14 protein-coding genes are annotated in these 19883 nt (G+C 51.8%); 6 read left to right on the top strand and 8 right to left on the bottom strand.

Annotation, left to right across the window (positions count from 1 at the left end; translation table 11 throughout):
- Nucleotides 1–108: 108 nt before the first annotated feature.
- From nuoF to JWJ90_RS09390, 7 genes are all read right to left on the bottom strand, one after another.
- Nucleotides 109–1962, bottom strand: a complete 1854-nt coding sequence (gene nuoF, locus JWJ90_RS09420) for an NADH-quinone oxidoreductase subunit NuoF (RefSeq protein WP_205226970.1) — start codon at nt 1960–1962, stop codon at nt 109–111.
- Complete coding sequence (gene nuoE / locus JWJ90_RS09415; RefSeq protein ID WP_205226969.1) at nt 1959–2417, bottom strand: NADH-quinone oxidoreductase subunit NuoE; 459 nt, start codon at nt 2415–2417, stop codon at nt 1959–1961. Before nuoE ends, nuoF begins: the two co-directional genes overlap by 4 nt.
- 545 nt (nt 2418–2962) lie before the next feature.
- Nucleotides 2963–3646: a class I SAM-dependent methyltransferase gene (locus JWJ90_RS09410; protein ID WP_205226968.1), complete on the bottom strand. Its 684-nt coding sequence runs from the start codon at nt 3644–3646 to the stop codon at nt 2963–2965.
- A gap of 14 nt (nt 3647–3660) precedes the next feature.
- Nucleotides 3661–4833, bottom strand: a complete 1173-nt coding sequence (locus tag JWJ90_RS09405; protein ID WP_205226967.1) for a S1C family serine protease — start codon at nt 4831–4833, stop codon at nt 3661–3663.
- 78 nt (nt 4834–4911) lie between these two features.
- The gene (locus JWJ90_RS09400) at nt 4912–5808 is read right to left on the bottom strand and encodes an HDOD domain-containing protein (protein WP_205226966.1); all 897 of its coding nucleotides are present in this window, start codon (nt 5806–5808) and stop codon (nt 4912–4914) included.
- A 123-nt stretch (nt 5809–5931) separates the two neighbouring features.
- Nucleotides 5932–6753 carry a DUF3307 domain-containing protein gene (locus tag JWJ90_RS09395; protein ID WP_205226965.1) on the bottom strand — a complete coding sequence of 274 codons (822 nt, stop codon included), beginning with the start codon at nt 6751–6753 and terminating at the stop codon, nt 5932–5934.
- Nucleotides 6750–7451: a hypothetical protein gene (locus tag JWJ90_RS09390; RefSeq protein ID WP_205226964.1), complete on the bottom strand. Its 702-nt coding sequence runs from the start codon at nt 7449–7451 to the stop codon at nt 6750–6752. The genes JWJ90_RS09395 and JWJ90_RS09390 overlap by 4 nt, the downstream gene beginning before the upstream one ends.
- A 547-nt stretch (nt 7452–7998) precedes the next feature.
- On the opposite strand from JWJ90_RS09390, the gene JWJ90_RS09385 reads away from it, so the two are divergent.
- The 6 genes from JWJ90_RS09385 (at nt 7999) to JWJ90_RS09360 (ending at nt 18693) form a co-directional block, all read left to right on the top strand.
- On the top strand, nt 7999–9429 hold the full coding sequence (locus JWJ90_RS09385; RefSeq protein WP_205226963.1) for a circularly permuted type 2 ATP-grasp protein: 1431 nt from the start codon (nt 7999–8001) through the stop codon (nt 9427–9429).
- An 18-nt stretch (nt 9430–9447) separates the two neighbouring features.
- On the top strand, nt 9448–10428 hold the full coding sequence (locus JWJ90_RS09380; RefSeq protein ID WP_205226962.1) for an alpha-E domain-containing protein: 981 nt from the start codon (nt 9448–9450) through the stop codon (nt 10426–10428).
- A 166-nt stretch (nt 10429–10594) separates the two neighbouring features.
- Nucleotides 10595–13903, top strand: a complete 3309-nt coding sequence (locus JWJ90_RS09375; RefSeq protein ID WP_205226961.1) for a transglutaminase family protein — start codon at nt 10595–10597, stop codon at nt 13901–13903.
- Nucleotides 13904–14025: 122 nt separating this feature from the next.
- A complete protein-coding gene (locus JWJ90_RS09370; protein ID WP_205226960.1) occupies nt 14026–16545 on the top strand; it encodes a circularly permuted type 2 ATP-grasp protein in 2520 nt (839 codons plus the stop codon).
- Entirely contained in the window at nt 16542–17417 is an 876-nt protein-coding gene (locus JWJ90_RS09365; protein WP_205226959.1) for a transglutaminase family protein, read from the top strand. Before JWJ90_RS09370 ends, JWJ90_RS09365 begins: the two co-directional genes overlap by 4 nt.
- Before the next feature lie 355 nt (nt 17418–17772).
- Nucleotides 17773–18693 carry a hypothetical protein gene (locus tag JWJ90_RS09360; RefSeq protein WP_205226958.1) on the top strand — a complete coding sequence of 307 codons (921 nt, stop codon included), beginning with the start codon at nt 17773–17775 and terminating at the stop codon, nt 18691–18693.
- A gap of 221 nt (nt 18694–18914) precedes the next feature.
- Here the strand turns inward: JWJ90_RS09360 and JWJ90_RS09355 are convergent, their stop codons facing one another.
- The gene (locus JWJ90_RS09355) at nt 18915–19712 is read right to left on the bottom strand and encodes a rhomboid family intramembrane serine protease (protein WP_240194856.1); all 798 of its coding nucleotides are present in this window, start codon (nt 19710–19712) and stop codon (nt 18915–18917) included.
- Nucleotides 19713–19883 lie beyond the last annotated feature (171 nt).

The raw sequence follows: 19883 nt of genomic DNA, 5'->3' as shown, positions 1-19883 counted from the left end.
TTCTCCTTGATTCAACGTATATCTCACCCCGGTAGAAGAAGCTGTGCGTCATTGACAGCAATCGCTGCACTGACCAATCCAGGGTATTTTCTTATCTGTATTCAGCGGTTATTGAACGTGGACCGAGTCAAATTTGCACACCTGGCGGCAGGAACCGCACTGGATGCAGAGGCTTTCATCGATGCTGTGCGGCTGCTTTTTCTCACCGCTGATGGCATCAACCGGGCAGGCACGCTTGCAGGCGCCGCAGCCGGTACAGGTAGCCGCATCGATGGAAAAAGTAATTAGGGCGCGGCAGGCTCCGGCCGGACATCGGTTCTCTTCGATGTGGGCCCGGTACTCATCTTCAAAATAGCGAAGCGTGGTCAACACCGGATTGGCCGCCGTCTGACCTAAGCCGCAGAGCGATGCCTTTTTCATGGTGTCACCGATTTTGCGCAAGGTTTCGATCTGGTCGATGGTTCCTTTCCCTTGGGTAATAGCGGTGAGGATGCGCAGCAGGTGCTGGGTGCCCATGCGACAGGGGACACATTTGCCGCAACTTTCGTTCTCGGTGAAGGTGAGAAAGTAGCGGGCCATATCCACCATGCAGGATTCCTGGTCAATGACGATCATGCCGCCGGAGCCCATGATGGAGCCCACCTCGGCCAGGTGCTCGTAATCAACGGGCAGATCAAAAAACTGGGCAGGAATACAACCTCCCGAGGGGCCACCGGTCTGCACCGCCTTGAAAGGCTTCCCATCGAGTACGCCGCCACCGATATCATCAATAATGGTGGAGAGCGCGATCCCCATGGGCACCTCGATCAATCCGGTGCGAGTAATTTTTCCTGCCAGGGCAAAGGTCTTGGTCCCTCGGCTTTTTTCCGTACCATAGCCCGAATACCAGTCAGCTCCTTTCTCCAAAATGGCGGAGACAGCTGCCAGAGTCTCAACGTTGTTGATGTTGGTGGGTTTACCAAAGAGTCCGGAAACCGCAGGGAAGGGTGGTTTGGAAAGCGGCATGCCGCGTTTGCCTTCAATGGACTGCATCAGCGAGGTTTCCTCGCCGCAGACAAAGGCGCCGGCACCTTTTTTGATCTTGATTTCAAAATCAAAGCCGGAGCCCAGAATGTTGCTGCCAAGAAAGCCCTCCTGGTGCATCTGCTCGATTGCTCCCTGCAACCGTTCAATGGCAAGTGGGTATTCGGCGCGACAGTAGACATAGCCGATGGTGGCACCGATGGCGTATCCGGCGATGAGCAGTCCTTCCAGCACAGCATGGGGATCGCCCTCCAGTACCGAGCGGTCCATGAAGGCACCGGGATCGCCCTCGTCGGCGTTACAGATGACATACTTCTGATCCGCCACCGAGCTGCGGGCAAAGCCCCACTTAACCCCTGTGGGAAAACCAGCGCCACCGCGACCGCGCAGGCCGGAACCCTTCATCTCTTCAATCACCTGATCTGGACCAAGCTCAAAAGCGCGGGCCATGCCGCTGTAGCCGCCACGCGCCAGATAATGATCGATGTCGGTGGGGTCAATAATGCCGCAGTTGCGTAGCACGACTCGCACCTGGGGCGCAATCATGGCCAGTTTGTCAAAGGCGGGGATTTCCGTGCCACTTTCTCCCATCATTGCCAGGGCCAGGGGCGCATACACTTCATCATTAATCAGTTGGGCCTGGACAAGGTCTTTGACATGGCGAGGTTCAACTCCCTGATAGAGCACACGTGTTCCATCTGAGCCACGTAGTTCGACCAGGACCTCGGCAAAACACATACCCAGACAGCCAACCTCGACCACATCGGTTGTTTCCGTAAGATTGGCCTCGGCAAGGGCCTCGTGAAAAGCCTGTTTGACCTCAAGTGCTCCTGCGGCACGTCCGCAGGTGGCCGATCCAATCAAGACCCGTAAACGTCCGGGCTGGGTGAATTGTTCCCAGATGGCCTGGGCCTGTTGTTGTCGCCCTTTAAAACTCATTTCTTCTCCTCAATGAGCTTTTGCGTTTTGGGTGCGGTCATACGACCGTAAACCTTGTCGTCCACTACTACCACCGGTGCCAGGGCGCAGGAGCCAAAGCAGGCTACCCGCTCCAGGCTGAATTTTCCGTCTTCACTGGTCTGGCCGGGGGCAATACCCGTTGAACGGGAGATGGATTCGAGAATGCGGTCAGAGCCGCGGACGTGGCAGGCCGTTCCTTCGCAGACTCTTATGTGGTGCAGGCCGGGGGGCACAAAGCGAAACTGGGCGTAAAAGGTGGCTACACCGTAGACATCGTTTTCCGAAAGGTTCAGGTGCGCTGCGACAGCAGCAATCGCCTCGGGTGCAAGATACTGAAACTGTTCCTGAATATCCTGCAACAGTGGAATAAGGCTGTCTCGGTTCTGAGCATACTGAGAGAGAATAGCCTCCAGTGAATGTTGTTCAGAGGGCATGCGGGAACTCCATGGCAGCAACCGCTATGGGTCTATAGTTAATAAAAATGGGGACTTGAATGGACCCTGAATCCTCGACGGATGGCGAATACCACGCGTGCAACCTATGGAAATCAGGGGGAGACTGCTGAGTAAGGAACAAAAACACAAAAAAAATCCATCGGAATGTTATTCTCTTCCGTGGAAAGTGAATGCGTGCCCTGCCAAAGACGGCAGTAACAGCAAATATTCAAGGTGCCCTTAAGATTTTATCGTCAACTTGAAACGCTGCGAACATACACGGTTATGAAAACATTGAACAAGGGAAAATCTGGAAAAGGATAAGAAAAAAAGAAATAAAAGGGACGAAGGGCGCTCTTCAATGTACGACCAATAGAAGTGAAATAATGTCTATCGTCCTGAAATTTGGTCTCTCCTCTGATTGAGGCGAAGGCGGCGAAAGAGTTCCTGATCATTTGAGAAAAAAACAGGGATAAGTATTTTTTTCTCTATATTTTCGCCTTTTTTGAGACTTCTCGTCACTCGTCAGATTGAAATGAAGAAAATTACCTTCCTGAATTCGTGAGGAATTTTTTTCGAAACAGGGACACACGTCGTCGGTCACAGAAATGGAGTTCCAGAGGAAAGAGGTCTGTTAAAAAATGCAGGGTCTTCTGGTGATAAAAGACCACATGGGTGGTATCCCGGGCATAGGACCAGGTGGCAAAGGCTTCCGCTGTCTGCCAGAGTTCCGTCATGATGCCAAGCCAGGCGGAAGGTGCAAGGAGCGTGCAGATGCGCCCAATATCCTGGCGGGGATGATGAAAATGCTCAAAACATTCGGTGGAGAGGACGAAATCATACGGTGGCTGCGGTTCGCTTGCGAAAAAAAAGGGATCGTAGACTTCACAATTGAAGCCTCGCGCACGCATGAGTTCGGCTAAAACCGGCTGGGGTCCGCAGCCGTAATCCAGGCCACGAATCCCCGGTTGGAGCTTGGGCAGGAGTGGCAGGAGCATTGATTCAAGAAAGGAAACGTAGCCAGAATCATCTGCTGAATTGTTATGCTGCAGGTAGCGGAGTCGCTCTTCATTTGGGCTGGGGAGATGGTTTGCTGCAACAAAGATCAGGTGGCAGCGAGGGCAGTGCAGGTAGCTCCGAGCATCCGGTCCCTGGATGGATTGTTTGCTGCCTGCCTGCTCGCAGAGGGGGCATTGAGGCGCGCGATCAACTGGAAGGGAAAAGGACATGGAACGAGGCAAACTTACCAGGTGTTCCCGGGGGTAATGGAAAACTCTTCAAAGACCCGCTGGATAGGAATGGCAAATCCAATGCCTTGGGTGTTGCGAATAATCATGGTGTTAATGCCGTGCACTCGTCCCTGCTCGTCAATAAGTGGTCCCCCGCTGTTGCCAGGATTGATGGGGGCATCGGTCTGAAGCATGAGCTCTCCTGTCGTTATATGCTTACGATACCCTGAAAAAATACCGGCAGTTATGGTGTTGCGCAACCCCACGGGATTGCCAATGGTAAAGACCCGCTGTCCCTGTTGTAAAATTGCATTGTGAGGGGCGGCCGGCAGGGGGACGGCACCGGAGGTGTATGCGGTGAGCAGGGCCAAGTCGTGCGTGGGACTGAGCTGGGTCGCGCTGGCACTGAGTTCTGTACCATCGATAAGAAAGATTTTGATTTCTGAACTGATCAGAGGTGACTCCATATTGCGCAAACGATTTTCGGCAAGATCCTGTTTGGGAAGCACCTCGGCCAGTTGCTGCTCTATTTCCTTGATGATGATCATGAGCTGCAAACGACTGGCGGTGTCGGTTGTTTGTTCAAGTTGGGCACGATAACGGGCCAGTTTTTCCTGCTCCAGAGTGATCAGGCGTCTGCTGGTGGTCAGTTTTTCCCGCAGTTGTTCTATTTGTTTTGGTAGGGGATGGACGACATGCTTGTTGGTGACAACGGTGGTGTCTGTGATAAAAAATCCAGATCCCTTCCCCCAGGGCGTTTCAATGGCAACGGTGGCCTGCTTTGCACGATTGATGGACTGGATGGATTGGTTCGCAACAGGAGCGGCTTTTTGCGACTGATTGGCCGTCGCCAGCGTTGGGCTGGAGGGAGCCGCGGGCGACTGCTGCGTCTGTAGTGGTTGCTCCATGGGCTGCGAACTCCCTGCGAGATTCGGGGCTTCAGCAGCTTTGTCTTGGGTGGCAAAGTAGAAGCCAGCAGAGCCTGCCACGGTGGCTACCAGCACGAGCACGAGAATTAGAGGCAGCCTGCTGGTTTGTGAGGGAGCCTCTTGGGCCTCTTGTTGGGCTTGTTCTCTGTTTCGTTGCTGGACCTGGGCGTATTTGGCAAAAATAAGGCCACAAGATTCGCACTCCTTGGTGCTTGTCTGTTCATGCTTACATTTGGGACAGGTAACTGTTGGTGCCATGAGAGAAGATATCCTGAATTCGTGACGGAGTGTGATCGTTGAACAGTATCAATTTGAGGGCATCTTGAATAAAGGGTGTTACGGCTCCAGGGAGATTGGGGTCTGTTCTTCATCGGCTGGAGGCCCTTCGATCAATTCTTTGATGGTCTGATTATGCCGCAGAAAATGCTGTACGCGAAGGATCACCGGCTTTGTTAAATTGAGGGCCGCGACTTCATCGCTCTCCATGACGTCGATATCGGGCTCTTCGACTATGCCCATGCAGAGTTTATGGCAGATGAGGTTGGCGATACGTACAATGACAAGCAAGGTATTGTCGGTATCAAAGCGTTTGACGTGGTGATCTCGGGCTATGACGGGGTAGATCTTGGGCAATTTCATCCGTTCCATGAGCAGGTGGCCGTGCGCGGCGTGAAGCTTGGCAATGGCCTCAAGAAGATCCTCCTCGGGCATATCCAGGACTTTATAAAATTTCTTCTTTGTTTCTATAACTTTGAGAATAAGCAATTTGCCAATATCGTGGAAGAGACCCGCGGAAAATGCCTCTTCTCTTTTGACGTCTTCATCTTCAAGCATGGTGGTCAAGAGGGCGGCTCCATACGCACAGGCCACGGAGTGCGTCCAGAGTTTTTTCATGAGATCATCGATTTGTTTATCCGGCGATGAGAAAAGGTTGTTGTTGATATCAATGCAGACCACATGCATGATTTCAGCCATGCCTAAACGGATAATTGCATTTTTTACCGTGCGTATCTGAACGAGCCCTGCGTAAAGAGACGAGTTGGAAAGCTTGAGAATATTACTGGAGAGGGACTGATCATCTATAATGAGTTGTTCAATGAGTTGGAGGTCAGGTTCATCTTTAATGAGTTCTAACTGCAAACGAACTGAAACTGCGCTGAATATGGGGAGCCCTCCATATTCGGAGGCGAGGGATTTTTTTAATTGGTTAAATATTTTATCCTGATTTTTCATTGCACCATCTGTTGTAGGGGTAAGGGATCGTTCCTATGGTGCACCAAAAAAAATAAATTTACCACGAAAATATTCTCAGCCCATTTTCAATAAAAAGGGGCAATGCCAGGCTGTATCGGGCAATCATCCCACCTGTCGTATCAACCACTGGGTGGTAAAAGCAAAAACAAGGGCATAGGTAAAACTCCTTAGTGTGCCAATCATGATGTATTCAGCCTGATCTCTTTCAGCTCTGTTGGTAAGATCGCCAATACGAAAAACTGATTTCGCCGCAACGACAAAACCAATCCCCTCAGGTCTGCCTGCTAATACAAAAAGAAAAACCAGCAGCCGTTCAAGGGTTCCTATGGTTTTTCCTCCCCTGGGGAGTCCTCTGGACGATATGTTCGGTAGGGCCGATGCTAATTGAGCCATTTGCATTTTAAGCACGACCCCTACAGCACAGACTCCCAATGCAAGGCCTGTTACAAGGATGAGTGCTTTGCTGTAGTCACTTCCCCAAAGAAGGCTCCAGCTGTTATAAGCAAAGAGGCTGCCGGAGTCGCTTCGCAGCAGTGACCAGAGCAGGATGAGCACAAGAAGATGGAGTGCCTGATCAAAAAAGAACCAGAAAAAAATACGGCTGTAGTGACTGTTTGATGCATTATCACCGGTACGTTGTTCTGCTGCACCGGGGGGAACTGCTGCTGTCTGCATTCGCTCTGAGTTGATGCGGATTTTGTACGTATCAATGAGTAGATGCGTGGCCGCAATAATAGTCATGAGCCACCAGGCGCTCAGATTTCCCAAGAGCAGCCAGGTGATAAGGGCAACTATTGCCGCATGGGCGCACATCCAGAGAGAGTGTGTCTGTTTCAGAGTCACCATTCTTTCTGACTGCAGTATAAAATCACCGCAAAAATGACCACAGATCAGTGCCAGAAGTTGGGTATCGAATTGTATCATCGGGCAGGTGAACCCTTTGTGGAGTTTGACTGAACCTGAATATGGCTTTCAATGAATGTTTCTGCCCAGTGTAGTGCAGGTTCAATACCTGGCCAGCCTGCAGCCCGCAAGTGTTTGTTGACAGCTTGTTGGGAAATGGGTGGGGCCCAGACTTTCCCTATTTCCCCCTGGCTGTACCCAAGGAGCGCATAGGAGACTGCGCGTGCCTGCAGAGCAGTCCACTTATGAATAAGGGTATCGGTGAGCCCCAGCAGGCTATCCAGGTAGGCATCAGCCTTGCCTAAGCCGGAGACCCCCATGCCGGGAATTCTGCGCCGAAGTTTGTCGAGCCGTTTCCCCGAGCGGGTGTAGGCCTGCCCTCCGCCTGCTGCTGATAGATCATCAGGAGCAAAGTCCACACTGCCAAAGCCTATTGCAACCCCAGCCTGTAGCTTTTGGTGTATTTCCTGAGCACCATGAAAAATGAGGAGGGCTCGAAAGAGCAGGGCCGAGCGTGGTGCCAGTGTTGGCTGGCCCACAAGAAACTGAAAGGCATCGCCTCGAAATGGGGTGAACCCCGCAAGTTGGGCCTGCGGGAGACGTTTGGCTGTTATCTCATAGCATTGTTGCAGGACTCCTACTAGAGAGCGCGCAGTCTGTGCATTTAATTTTGAAGAACCGTTGACATCGCCAGTGATGACCGCCTGTATTTGTCCCAAAATCTTTTACTCCTTCAATATGAAAAGTACTGAATAAACCATAAAAGGTTGTTAATTATAAAACAACCTAAAAAGATTGTTTGTTTGTCCAGGTTTTCATTTTTGTTAATTTACGAATATAAAAGAGACAAGTTTTTCATAAACGAAGCAACCTGCTGGAGGATAATTTTTGTAAATAACATTTGAAATCAGTGGGTTGAGGTAAAGTGGGCTGTATGGATCAAGAGTTGCTAGAAAGCACCATGTCCATTTTTCTTCTCCGTGTTTTTGTGCATGCAGACTTCCCTTATCCGTCACAAGGATCGTGGGATAGGTGCCATTGAGCAGGAAGGAGAAAGACTCTGGACAAAACAAAGCTGGCAACCTCCATGGAAAAAAGACTTTTCATGGTAGTGTTTTATGTGAACCTTGTACTATCCTGAATGAGTGGCAAACGGTGGTATTGCGCCGAAGGCGTTGGTTGCAGACGAGAAAACCAGCAGATCCGATGCTGATAAGTTCAGGACTATCTCCATCACACCACAGAGAAGGGGGAGGAGTATTACGTATGGAGACCTTTGCACAATATGATCCAGGGGAATTCTTTGACGAGTTGATGGAAGCCGACGGCACACCTCGACCGGGGGCGCAGCTTTTGGTTGATAAGATCAATTCATTGCCTCCAGGTGACCTGGCTATTCGTCAGCAGGCTGCCGAAGCCTTACTCCTCAAAATGGGAATTACCTTTAATGTCTATGGTCGGGAGGAGGGGACAGAAAAGATCTTTCCCTTTGATATTATCCCGCGTATCGTTCCCGCCGATGACTGGCAACACATAGAAGACGGCTTGAAACAACGGATTTATGCCCTGAATGCGTTCCTGCAGGATATTTATAACGATAAAAAGATTCTTAAAGATAAGATCGTTCCTGAGGATCTCGTTCTCTCCAGCAAGACCTATCGCAAAGAGTGCGAGGGATTTACCCCGCCGAAAAAAATATGGTGTCATGTCACCGGAACGGACCTGGTTAGGGGCGGTGATGGTAAGTTCTACGTACTGGAAGACAATCTGCGTTGCCCTTCCGGTGTTTCCTACGTTCTTGAAAACAGGCAGGTGCTTAAGCGGACCTTTCCCCAGGTTTTTGAGGCCTCCAAGGTGCGACCGGTGGATAATTACCCCAGCAAACTTTTAGATTTGCTTGAATATCTTGCTCCGGCTCATATCAAAAAACCCACCATTGGCGTACTGACCCCGGGAATCTTTAACTCGGCCTATTTTGAGCATTCGTTTCTCTCCCAGCAGATGGGGGTTGAGCTGGTGGAAGGCCAGGATTTGGTTGTTTCGGATGGCTACGTCCATATGCTCACCACCAAGGGGCTGAAGCGGGTGGATGTACTCTATCGCCGTCTGGATGATGACTTTCTCGACCCCGAGGTCTTTCGCCCCGATTCACTCTTGGGGGTGAAAGGGCTCATGGGCGTCTATAAGGCCGGTCGGCTCGCCATGGCCAATGCCCCAGGGACAGGCATTGCCGATGATAAGGTGATCTATGCCTATGTGCCCAAAATTATAAAATATTATACCGGTGAAGATCCCATTTTAGCCAACGTGCCCACCTATATCTGCCGTGAGGACAAGGAGCGGGCTTACGTGCTTGATCATCTCGATGAATTGGTGGTCAAGGCGGCTAACGAATCCGGCGGCTACGGCATGCTGGTCGGCCCGCATTCCACCCAGGCTGAGCGCGACGCCTTTGCCGAGAAAATTAAGGCCGAACCCCGCAATTATATGGCACAGCCCACGATTTCCCTCTCTCGCGTCCCCACTTTGGTCGAAGACGGTATTGAAGGGCGTCACGTTGACCTGCGCCCGTACGTACTCTTTGGCAAGGATATCTATGTGCAGCCCGGAGGTTTGACCCGTGTGGCTTTAACCAAGGGATCCCTGGTGGTTAATTCCTCTCAGGGTGGTGGCTCGAAAGATACCTGGGTGCTGTAAGCAAGAGAGGAGACAACCATGCTGAGTCGTGTAGCCAATTCTATCTACTGGATGTGTCGATATGTCGAGCGGGCCGAGAACGTCGCCCGTTTTATCAGTGTTAACTTAAACCTCCTTCTGGATATGCCCGATGAGATGGGGCGGCAGTGGGAGCCTCTGGTCATGATTACCGGCGACCAGGAATTTTTTGATGATAAGTATGATGCATACTCCAAAGAGGCTGTCATCAGTTTTCTCACCTTTGATCGTTTCTATCTCAACTCCATTGTCAGCTGTCTGGGCATGGCTCGGGAAAATGCCCGTTCCATCCGTGAAATCATCAGTTCGGAGATGTGGGAGCATATCAACACCTTTTATCTGGAACTCAAGGATGAGAGCGCGGTGAAAATGGCCATGGAGGATCCGCATCGTTTCTATAAAATCATCCAGATGCGCAGCCATCTCTTTACCGGGCTTTTGGACTCGACCATGAGCCATGGTGAGGCCTGGAATTTTGCCCGTGTGGGGATGATGCTTGAGCGCGCGGATAAAACTTCTCGTATTCTAGACGTCAAATACTTTATGTTGTTGCCACAGCTGGAACTGGTCAACACGCCGGTGGACAATATTCAATGGACAGCGGTTCTGAAATCTGCCAGTGCCTTTGAGATGTTTCGCAAAGAGCATCACCTGATCACGCCTCAGGTGGTGGCCAGTTTTCTCATCTTTGACAAGAACTTTCCACGCTCCATTCGTCACTGCATCAACAAGGCATTGATCAGCCTGCAACGAATTATGAACGGCACACAAAATGAAAAAAGTGGCCGCTACAACGCAGAAAAACAGCTCGGGCGTCTTGCCTCAGATCTTGAATACAATGACATTGATGATGTCATGGAAGAGGGGATGCACGAGTACCTGGATCGGTTGCAGATCCGTATTAACGAGATTGATAAATCTGTGGGCACAACCTTTTTTAATACCAAGCATTTGTTTGAAACAACCAATCAGGAACAGTAAGATACTCCTGAATCTGTGACTGCGGGGTAACGTTGCTTGGAGCCCAGTAGGGTGGGCAGAGAGCTGTTTGCTGCCCACCGATAATGCGGCTCTGCGTGCCAGCAAACTACTTTAGCAAAAAGGTTTTTCAATCCAGCCCCCCTTTATCACGTCCAAAGGATTGCCTGTGGGAATTCATGTAGCTTTAAGTCATATCACCACCTACCGTTACGATCGTCCTATTAACCTTGCGCCGCAGGTGGTGCGTCTGCGTCCGGCCCCCCATAGCAGGACCCCGATTCTCAGCTATTCGATGACGGTGACACCCAAGGAGCACTTCATCAACTGGCAGCAGGATCCTTTCAGTAACTATCTGGCCCGCCTGGTTTTTCCAGAGAAGACCACCGAGTTTGAGGTGGTAATTGACCTGGTGGCGGATATGATCGTCATCAATCCATTTGACTTCTTTCTTGAACCGGAGGCAGACTCCTTTCCCTTCAGCTATGATCCGGAGTTGAAAGAAGATTTAACTCCTTACCTTGTCAAAGCGGAGAAAAGCAAAAAGTTAACCGCCTTCATGGCGACCATCGACAAAGCTCCCAAGCAGACGGTGGATTTCCTAGTGGATCTCAATCTCCGTCTGAGCCAGGAAATCAGCTACCTCATCCGCATGGAGCCCAACGTACAGAGCTGCGAGCAGACCCTGAGTCTGAAATCCGGTTCCTGTCGGGATTCCGCCTGGCTTCTCGTCAATATCCTGCGTCATCTGGGCCTGGCCTCCCGCTTTGTCTCGGGCTATCTGATCCAGCTGGCTCCTGATGTCAAATCGCTTGATGGTCCCTCCGGTCCGGAGGCTGATTTTACCGACCTGCATGCCTGGGCAGAAGTGTATATTCCCGGGGCGGGATGGGTAGGCATGGATCCCACCTCCGGTCTCTTTGCGGGAGAAGGGCATATCCCGCTTGCCTGTTCACCCGAACCCCAGAGTGCCGCTCCCATTACCGGTGCCCTTGATCCCTGCGAGGTGGATTTTGTCCACAAGATGAGTGTGCGCCGTGTTCGGGAGGAACCGCGTTCCACACGTCCTTATCCTGAGGAGGTCTGGGAGCGGATTGCCGCCGTGGGGGATAATGTTGATGAGGAACTCTCGTCACAGGACGTGCGCCTCACCATGGGCGGTGAGCCGACCTTTATCGGAATCGATAATATGGATGCGGACGAGTGGAATACGGACGCCCTTGGGGAAGAAAAACTGCGTCTTTCCCAGAACCTGATGCAGAGCCTGAAGGAGCAGTGGGCACCGGGTGGTTTTCTCCACTGTGGTCAGGGGAAATGGTATCCCGGCGAATCGTTACCCCGCTGGGCCCTGACCTGTTACTGGCGAAAAGATGGTGTTGCCCTCTGGCAGGATTCCAAGTGGCTGGCTGATCCTTCCAGAGACTATGGCTTTGGCGTTGCCGAGGCCAAGAAGTTTATCGAATCGCTGGCTAATCGCTTGGAGGTTGGCACCCGCTATATTCGTGAGACATTTGAGGATATTCACTACTACCTCTATAAGGAACAACGGTTGCCCGTCAATGTGGACCCCAAGGATCCCAAACTGGCGGACGTGGAAGAGCGCACCCGTATGGCGCGCGCTTTTGAACGGGGACTGGGAGCAGTGGTCGGCTATGTTCTGCCCCTGCAGCATGGCTCCTGGATTACCGGTCCCTGGCCGGTTCGCGGGGAAAATCTCTATCTCCTGCCCGGTGATTCACCCATTGGTCTGCGTCTGCCCTTGGACTCGCTCCCCTGGGTGAGACCTGAGGATCTGCCAGCGGAATTTTCGCCGGATCCCTTGGCCGAGCGCGAGCCTCTCCCTGATTACCAGGGACAGCGTTCCCTGGCAGGGGGCAATGAGGCAAAGAAGAACAAAGACCTGAAGCCCCAGCCAAAGCCCTACCAAGAGCCCCAGCCGACCGCCGGAGAATCCTCTTCCTGGGTAGTCCGCACCGCTCTCTGTGTCCAACCGCGTGATGGGAAACTTTGCATCTTCATGCCGCCAATTCTGAAGCTCGAGGGCTATCTGGAGCTGGTTGCCGCCCTGGAGGCAACAGCCGAGGAAACCGGCTATGCGGTTATCATCGAGGGATACACACCTCCCTACGACCCTCGTATCGAGAGCCTTAAAATAACGCCGGATCCGGGTGTCATCGAGGTCAACATTCAGCCCATGCACAGCTGGCGGGAAATGGTGGACTGTACCACAACCCTCTATGAGACCGCGCGGCAGTGCCGTCTGGCCACTGAGAAATTCCTGGTGGATGGGCGTCAGACCGGGACCGGTGGGGGCAATCATATTGTGGTGGGCGGCTCGACGCCTGCTGACAGTCCTTTTCTGCGGCGGCCTGATCTGCTGAGGAGTCTGCTGACCTTCTGGAATAACCATCCCGCGCTTTCCTTTCTCTTTTCCGGCTTGTTTATCGGCCCCACCAGCCAGCAGCCCCGTATTGACGAGGCCCGCCATGACAGTCTCTATGAACTGGAGGTCGCCTTTAAAGAGCTGGACAGGCAACTTGACTCGACCTGGGGGTGCCCACCCTGGCTGGTGGATCGGCTTTTCCGTCATCTTCTGGTTGATGTCAGCGGCAATACACACCGGGCGGAATTCTGTATTGATAAGCTGTATTCGCCTGACTCCAGCACCGGTCGATTGGGACTGTTGGAGTTTCGCGCCTTTGAGATGCCGCCCCATGCCCGTATGAGTCTTGCCCAGCAGTTGTTGTTGCGCACCTGTATTGCCTGGTTCTGGAAGACACCTTACCGGCAACCGCTGGTGCACTGGGGGACCCGTTTACACGATCGTTTCATGTTGCCGGAACCGGTCCAAGATGATCTGGCTGATGTGGTGGATATTCTCGCTGATGCAGGTTTTGGGCTTGAGATGGCATTTTTCTATCCCCATTTTGAGTTCCGCTTTCCAATTCTGGGACGGATTCAAGCCCTGGGAATGGAGATTGAGCTGCGTCAGGCTTTGGAGCCCTGGCATGTACTGGGTGAGGAACCAGGTGGTGGCGGTACGGTCCGCTTTGTGGATAGCTCACTTGAACGGATTCAGATTAAGGTTTCGGGCATGATGGATGAGCGTTATGTTGTCGCCTGTAACGGCAGAAGGGTTCCGCTCCTCCCTACACGGACCACGGGCGTGTACGCCGGTGGCGTTCGTTTTCGAGCCTGGCAGCCACCTTCCTGTCTCCACCCAACCATAGGCGTGCATGCGCCTCTGACCATTGACCTGCTTGATACCTGGAACGGGCGTGCTGTTGCCGGTTGTACGTATCATGTTGGGCATCCCGGCGGACGGCACCACGAAGTCCTGCCGGTCAACAGCTATGAAGCTGAGGGGCGTCGTCATGCCCGTTTTTCCCCCCATGGTCACACCCCCGGTGGCGTTATCACCATTCCCGCTCCCGAGCCCAACCAGGCCTTTCCCTACACCTTGGATATGCGGCGTTAAAGGATTTGCTTGCACCATGATGGCATTTTTTTCAGTTAAGGGGACAGGGGGGCCTGTGCAGACAGGCGCCTCTTTGTTCATTGGCTGCTTTCTCCTTGTTTCCCTGCGCTGAGTGGGGCTTGATGAATACCTCCGAGTTTGTTCCAGCCAGTCCCTCCCTGCCGGGAACGTCGTTGCTCCTCAGCGATGTCTTTTGTTCTCAATCGGCCCATTACTGTGAGGCCTTTGCGGCCAACGGTCAACCACGTCCGCACTGGCTTGCCGCTGTCGAGGCCCTGAATATAACCCCGCTGGATGCTCTTATCCAACTCCAGGAGCGTGGTGAGCGGATGCGCCATGAAGATGGAGCGACCTACAATCCCTTCGATGCCCCTGACGGCAGGGGGACGCCCTGGGCTCTAGAAATGATACCCCTGCCTATGACCAGTACGGACTGGCAGGTGCTGGAACAGGGGCTGCTGCAACGGGCGCGGCTGATGGAGCGTGTTCTGGCCGATGTCTATGGTCCTCAGAACCTGCTTAGATCCGGCCAGTTGCCAGCCGAGTTGATCTATGCCAATCCCCAGTTTATTCGGGCCTGTAATGGGATTCGTCCCCCGAAAGATAGGTACCTCAGCCTCTATGCGGTGGATTGCTATCGCGACCCACAAGGTCGGTTTCGTGTACTGCGGGATTTTGCCAGTTGCCCCATGGGGCTTGGTTATACACTGGAAAACCGGATCATAATCTCCCGCCTCTTTGCCGAGCTCTATCATCACAGCCCCGTCTGCCGTTTAGCCCCGTTTTTTCGCAAGTTGCACAATGGGCTGGTGCAGCGCTGCCTCATGGGACGTGAAGATCCCAACATCGTGCTTCTCTCTCCCGGTCCGGATAGCCCGATTTATTTTGAGCAGGCCTTTCTTTCGCGTTATCTCGGTTATCCTCTGGTGGAAGGCCAGGATCTGACGGTCCGTAATGGTCGGCTTTTTTTGAAAAAACTGGCCGGGCTTGAACCCGTTGATTCTATTTTTCGCCAGATCGCCGATCTGCAATCCGATCCCTTTACCCTGGGCCGGGATACAGGAGTGGGCGTGGCTGGATTGATTCAGGTAGCCCGCGAGCAGAATATCGATATCACCAACCCCATCGGGGCCGGGTTTATCGAGACTCCATCCCTCCAGGTTTTTCTGCAGAGCCTCTGTCCTGCACTGTTGGGGGAGGAGTTGTTGCTCCAGGGGCCGGAAACCCACTGGTGCGGTGAGAGTTTCAGTCGTGAAGAGGTGAAAAATCGATTGGAGGAGTTTTCCCTTTGGCCAGCGTTAAGCACCACCGGGAGGTTACCTGCTGATGCGGAACTTGCCATGGAAACCAGCCCCTCAGCGGTTATGGCTCGTGGCCCCATTCAGCCATCCATGGTTCCTGTCTGGAATCGAGAAAAGGTTGAGATGCGGCCGGTATTGTTGCGTTTGTTTCTCTGCGCAACCGATGAAGGCTTTATGATGCTGCCCGGTGGGATGGCCATGACGGGAGCGGATCAGCCGACCCTGTTGCATGGAGTGCCGGAGCAGTTGCAAAGCAAAGATATCTGGGTGCTCTCGGAAAAGCCGGTCGAATCCTTTAGTCTGCTCAGTGGGTTGAACCATGTGGAGGAGTTTCGAAGGTTCAGTGACCTGCCCAGTCGAGTTGCTGATCATATGCTCTGGCTTGGGCGCTACCTTGAACGCGCCGAGGGGTTGATTCGACTCTTGCGTGGGGTTTATCGCCGCCTAGCCAGCGAAACCAGGCCAGAAGATATTCCAGAGCTTGAATTTCTCCTCAATCTTCTTCGCTCCAACAATACCCTCCCCCCTTTGGAAGAGGGAAAGCCCCTGAGTCAGCAGGAGTTGGAGATGCAACTGGTGGAGGTCTTTTACCGTGAAGATCGTCCCGAAAGCGTGATCGCGATTTTGAAACGGGTCCAGGAGGCGGCCCGCAATGTTCGTGATCGCCTCAATCGCGATTCCTGGCGAGTTATCAATCAGCTGGAGGAGTTTGGGGATAATCCCACCAGCGATCCTTTGGATCTTCTTGAGAGCACGCTCTTTACCCTGAGCGCCTTCAGTGGGTTGGCCATGGAGGGGATGACCCGTTCCCTGGGGTGGCGTTTCATGGATATGGGGCGACGAATCGAGCGGGCTCTGCATCAGATTGATCTGATTCGCTTTGGTCTGCCCCAGGTCTGTGCGGTCTCGCATAATGCCCTGGAATCGCTGCTTGAGGTTTCTGATTCGATCATGACCTATAGGGCCCGGTATCGGACTGCCTTTCAGTTGGCTCCGGTGCTTGATCTGCTGCTCTTGGATGAGAGTAACCCTAAATCACTGGCCTTTCAGCTCAGTCAACTGGCTCTCCACGTGGAAGAGCTGCCCCGGTCTAGTGAGCGGCGATATGCCAGTAACGAGGAGCGAATGACCCTGGAGATGCTGACCAATATTCGTTTGCTTGATTTAACAGAACTGACCTGTCGATTTGGAAGTGCGGAAAACGAAGAACCCCTGCACCAATTTCTTGAAACCATGGAGTCCAACCTTTTTGGTTTTGTGCAGCAGATTAGCGCCCATTATCTGACCAGAGTCACTTCAACACCGTATTTCCCTATACAACTCGGGGAACCCATGCCATGAAATACCGGGTTACCCACACTACTGCTTATACTTACTCTGAGGCGGCCTCGCTTTCCCAAAATGAACTTTGTCTGGTGCCCAGGGGGACTGCCCGGCAACAAGTTATTTCCTCGCAGGTCAGTTTTCAGCCACAACCCCAGTATGTGCACCGCCGCATTGATTATTTTGGCAATATTGCCCATGTCATCATGATTGAGCAGCCCCATTCAGCACTCTCGATCACCGCCAGTAGCATTGTGCGTACGGGGCGGGCCCAGCGTATTGAGCCGGAGAGTAGTCTGCCCTGGGAAGAGGTGGTGCAGCGATTACGCTCCCATCCTTTATTCGACGACCTTGAGGCGTATCAGTATAGTTTTCTCAGTCCCATGATTTTGATCAATCCGGCGATTGAATCCTATGCCCGTCTATCCTTTCCCGCGGGAATGCCCGTGCTGGAGGGGGGAATGGACCTGATGAGACGAATCTTTACCGAGTTTGCTTATGACCAGTCAGCTTCGACGGTGGAGACACCTGTGGATCAGGTGCTGGCCAATAAAGGAGGAGTCTGTCAGGATTTTGCCCATCTGGCCATCGCCTGTTTTCGCTCCCTGGGGCTGGCTGCCCGTTATGTCAGCGGCTATCTGGAGACCCTGCCCCCCCCGGGTAAACCCAAAATGGTCGGAGCCGATGCCTCCCATGCCTGGCTCTCTCTCTATGTCCCGGATGAGGGCTGGGTAGATCTGGATCCCACCAACAACGTTATTCCCGGAGAGATGCACATTACCGTTGCCTGGGGAAGGGATTACAGTGACGTCGCCCCCGTCAAGGGGGTGGTCACGGGCGGAGGGATGCATACCCTGGATGTTGAGGTGGATGTAACCCGAATGGAATAGGTGAGATACTTTTTTCACTCTCCTCACTTCACGTGTGTGACAGAGTCGACATAAAATGCTTGAAAGAAACAGGGTCGCCTTAAAGCGACCCTATTTCTTTTTGTACCGACGCATTAATGCCTCTTAGTACGCGCATCTGTCTTGGCTTGTTTTGAAATAATAAATTATTTTAATGTGTTATGGTTTAATTTGATTTTTTTGTTAAGGGCATCTAATTTGCTTGGAAATATCTAACGAAAGTGTGCGCGCTAATGCGGTTTTTTTCACTTCAGGCTGGAATCTCCTCGCCAGTGACCACTGGTATCGCCGAGTGCTCCTGTCTGTGCATAGAATGTAAATGAGAAAGGAGTAGAAAATGCAAAAAAAATTTTTATATGGAAATCACCTGATTTCAAGAAATAAACGTGGAAATATTGATACGGTTCTAGCGCAGGAAAAGGTGATACTGGAAACTTCCGTTGGTTCACTTGTTCCGAGGTATTCCTTGGATGACCAGAGTCGTAAGAAAGAATCACCAGTGAAATTTTATAAAACAGGTGAGCTTAAATCAGTGCCCTTGGAAAGCGCGACAGAGGTTGCAACGCCTATACAAAAGATACAATGTGAGCTGGTCACATTTTATAAAACAGGATCAGTCTGGCGGGTTTTTCCTCTCGATGGCCAGATGACAGGATACTGGACAGAGGAAAACGAATATAAACTGGCATCAAACATTGATATACCGACCCCGTTGGGGATACTTAATGTAAAGCCTATTTATCTGCAATTTTACGAGACAGGAGAGCTAGAAAGCATCCTGTTCTGGCCAGATGAGCAGATTGGAATCACAATTTCAGTCGGTGAAGTGGAAATTCACAAGGGCATATGTTTCTACAAAAATGGAAATATTAAAGGATTCGAACCAGTTGATGAGTTTTCGGTAACATGTCCTATCGGCGTGTTGAAGGTTTTTGACCCGGATCCGAACGGGATTCATGCAGAACGCCATTCTATAAATTTTTATGGAAATGGAGATGTACAAAGTGTGATAACTGTATCAAATCAGGTAAAAGTGACCGCAGATAACGGTGCGTGTGAAATTTTTTCTCCCAAGATTGTAAGTAGTTATTGTAAAGAAGATGATTTTTTTATTTCGCCGCTGAATATCCATTTCGGAGAAAAAACAGTAACCTTTATCAATGACAACGGACCGCCATTAAGCATGGACAGGTCCTTTCACTTCGAGATTGCTGACTATATACCAAACAAACCCATTTCTTGCGTAGGGTGTGAATAACCAGGATTTCTCTTGAACATTTTGTTTCAACTTGGGAAGAAACACAAAAACAGTCACCTGCAACGGCAAGCCTTCATTTGAAATTTCAACAAAATGTCCATGAGAAATCCGAGCGGAGGTGTCGGCTGATTCTGCAAGGTCTCAGTCATTGTTTCCAGAAAGAAGAGAAACCCGCCTGATTATCCAGCTCCGAATTGATGGTGAATCCCATCAGTATAGATTTACCTCGTGGCCAGAAGATACAAGAGCCCGTTGAAACTGCTCCAACAGAGAATCAGAGCGCAGCCGATCATGCAGCAAACTGCGAAGAGTTTGTGGTACACAGTTTCTCGGGTTCGTTCCTTGTACCCCAGGATCATGGCCAAGAGAAAGCCAGCCGCCATGCCCCCGCCATGTCCCCAGTTATTGATCCCCGGGACGATAAATCCAAAGAGGGCAAGCCCCAGAGCCCATCCTCCGATTTGACTGAAGACCGCACGCCCATAGGTACCACCCCGGTGCTTCCCGTAGTAGAGCATAGCTCCGATGAGACCACAAACAGCTGCTGAGGCCCCAATGGTCAACGTAACGCCCATGATCGCGGAGAGTAAAAAGCCTCCAATGCCGCTGAACAGATAGATCAGGATCATCCTCCCTGTTCCGAACTCCTGGCCAACCATGGGACCGATCTGATACAGGGCGACCATGTTGAACAGTATATGCAGGAAGCTGCCGTGCAGAAAAGAGGCTGCCACCAAACTCCACCAATGGTGCAGCTCAAAAAGCGGATAGCTGCCCGTTGCTCCAAGTACCAGGAGGCTGCGACTCGATGGAGACAGGAAGCCGAAAGGACTGATCGACATCATGGAGGGCTGGAAGTCGAGCAGCACCGCCAGTATGAACATACCCACGTTGATCATCAGAAGCAGACGCAGAATCCCTGAGGTTGTGGTCCCCTTGATAAGAGGGTTGGATTTCAGGAAGCTTCCAGGATGTGACAGCCCACAATAGGGGCAGGTATCAACGGAACGACTGATCAACTTGCGACAATTTGGACACAGTAATGAATTGTTTTTCTTAGAGGAAACCATACTCTTTTCAAAAGACTCCCTTTGGGGTGATTCCAGCTTTGGTGCAGCTTGAGTCCCTGGCAGGCAAACGAGTGCACTGCAGGAACAATGGCTTATTAAGGCAAGGTATTGATGAATGCT

It is taken from the genome of Desulfobulbus rhabdoformis, assembly GCF_016919065.1.
GTDB classification, from domain to species: Bacteria; Desulfobacterota; Desulfobulbia; order Desulfobulbales; family Desulfobulbaceae; genus Desulfobulbus; species Desulfobulbus rhabdoformis.
This window is presented reverse-complemented; position numbering and strand designations above follow the sequence as displayed.

What these genes read in the sequence shown, in the direction of transcription:
- nuoF (WP_205226970.1), bottom strand. Translation starts at nt 1,962, where the DNA reads ATGAGTTTTAAAGGGCGACAACAACAGGCCCAGGCCATCTGGGAACAA.
- nuoE (WP_205226969.1), bottom strand. Translation starts at nt 2,417, where the DNA reads ATGCCCTCTGAACAACATTCACTGGAGGCTATTCTCTCTCAGTATGCT.
- JWJ90_RS09410 (WP_205226968.1), bottom strand. Translation starts at nt 3,646, where the DNA reads ATGTCCTTTTCCCTTCCAGTTGATCGCGCGCCTCAATGCCCCCTCTGC.
- JWJ90_RS09405 (WP_205226967.1), bottom strand. Translation starts at nt 4,833, where the DNA reads ATGGCACCAACAGTTACCTGTCCCAAATGTAAGCATGAACAGACAAGC.
- JWJ90_RS09400 (WP_205226966.1), bottom strand. Translation starts at nt 5,808, where the DNA reads ATGAAAAATCAGGATAAAATATTTAACCAATTAAAAAAATCCCTCGCC.
- JWJ90_RS09395 (WP_205226965.1), bottom strand. Translation starts at nt 6,753, where the DNA reads ATGATACAATTCGATACCCAACTTCTGGCACTGATCTGTGGTCATTTT.
- JWJ90_RS09385 (WP_205226963.1), top strand. Translation starts at nt 7,999, where the DNA reads ATGGAGACCTTTGCACAATATGATCCAGGGGAATTCTTTGACGAGTTG.
- JWJ90_RS09380 (WP_205226962.1), top strand. Translation starts at nt 9,448, where the DNA reads ATGCTGAGTCGTGTAGCCAATTCTATCTACTGGATGTGTCGATATGTC.
- JWJ90_RS09370 (WP_205226960.1), top strand. Translation starts at nt 14,026, where the DNA reads ATGAATACCTCCGAGTTTGTTCCAGCCAGTCCCTCCCTGCCGGGAACG.
- JWJ90_RS09365 (WP_205226959.1), top strand. Translation starts at nt 16,542, where the DNA reads ATGAAATACCGGGTTACCCACACTACTGCTTATACTTACTCTGAGGCG.
- JWJ90_RS09360 (WP_205226958.1), top strand. Translation starts at nt 17,773, where the DNA reads ATGCAAAAAAAATTTTTATATGGAAATCACCTGATTTCAAGAAATAAA.